The sequence below is a fragment of the Selenomonas sp. CM52 genome (genome assembly GCF_000292955.1).
Lineage (GTDB): Bacteria > Bacillota > Negativicutes > Selenomonadales > Selenomonadaceae > Selenomonas.
The window spans coordinates 1-1,110 of sequence record NZ_ALNM01000007.1; the positions used below are offsets into that span (position 1 = coordinate 1).

The window sequence follows — 1,110 nt, forward strand, 5'->3', positions numbered from 1 at the left end:
ATCTGGGCGACCTCATTTTATCAGCGCTTCCTAAAATATTCTCTCAAAAGTGCTTGACAGTCCCTTATCTCTGATATACAATATAAATATGAGTTTAGGCATTTTCAATATTGGTCACAAAAGGAGGACTTCCATTGAAAAACCTTCAAGTACTACTGTCCGATGAAGAGTATGCCGGTCTCGAAAAGCAAGCTGCGCAAAAAGGGGTGCCGACGAGTGTCTACATCCGTAGCCTGCTTCTCGGTGAAGCTGATGAGCTCTCCAAAGCCTATATTGAGACGATTGCCCGCGTCACAGCATTGACTCCTGGCACGAAATTCAATCTGAAATCGCTCTTCGGCACAGACTGGACACAGAGCCGCGGCACGAAACTGACGCTCGGCAGGACGTTCTACGAGATGGTACGAAGCGATGCCATCTCGATTGTAAAAGTACTCGGCAAAGACAGTTCAAACATCATGCAGTATGAGCGCGTATGAAAACGGCTATATAGAAAACCACACGCACAATCATTAATTTTTTTTGCAAAGTCCGGAATCAACCCGAAAATCGACATCGTCTGTGATATAATCATCTCAGAGACGTAACCGACCACAGGAATGAATTTAGCAGAAACTTTGGTAGCTGTTTCTGCTCAAGCGGCTGACAAGCTATTGAAGCGCATATAACATGACGTCACAAGTACAGAAAGGATAATTTTCATGACAAGGCTCCCCTCTTTCGACGATTTCCTCGACTCGACTCCCTTCAACTCCTTCCTTGCTGACAGCCAGACAGCGCGGCATATTTACGAGAACATCATCTGCACGGAAGAGATGCAGCGCAAGCTGGCCGAGATGTCCGATAAGGGCAAGCCGGCAATCCTGGCAAGCGGGCCCGCCGTAGAGGAGTACTTCCGCATGCACAAGGATGAATGCGACCTGAGGCTGAAGGATGATCAAGTCCGGCAAGCCATCGGACGCATGAATAAAGAGGTGCTTGAAGCGTTGGGCTATACTAAGGTCAGGGATCATGTAGACTTGGAAAAAGGAATCTGCGAACACTTCAAATCCGGCACGGTCTTTGCCAAAAAGGCGTAGGAAAAGCGGCAGCTTCCAGATTCTCCACCCT

General features: G+C 47.8%; 2 protein-coding genes. Both read left to right on the forward strand.

All coding sequences use genetic code 11. The features are described from left to right. The first annotated feature begins 134 nt into the window (after positions 1-134). A complete protein-coding gene (locus HMPREF1153_RS00995; protein WP_009645063.1) occupies positions 135-479 on the forward strand; it encodes a single-stranded DNA-binding protein in 345 nt (114 codons plus the stop codon). 222 nt (positions 480-701) lie between these two features. Then, entirely contained in the window at positions 702-1,079 is a 378-nt protein-coding gene (locus HMPREF1153_RS01000; protein ID WP_009645062.1) for a hypothetical protein, read from the forward strand. The last annotated feature ends 31 nt before the right edge of the window (positions 1,080-1,110 follow it).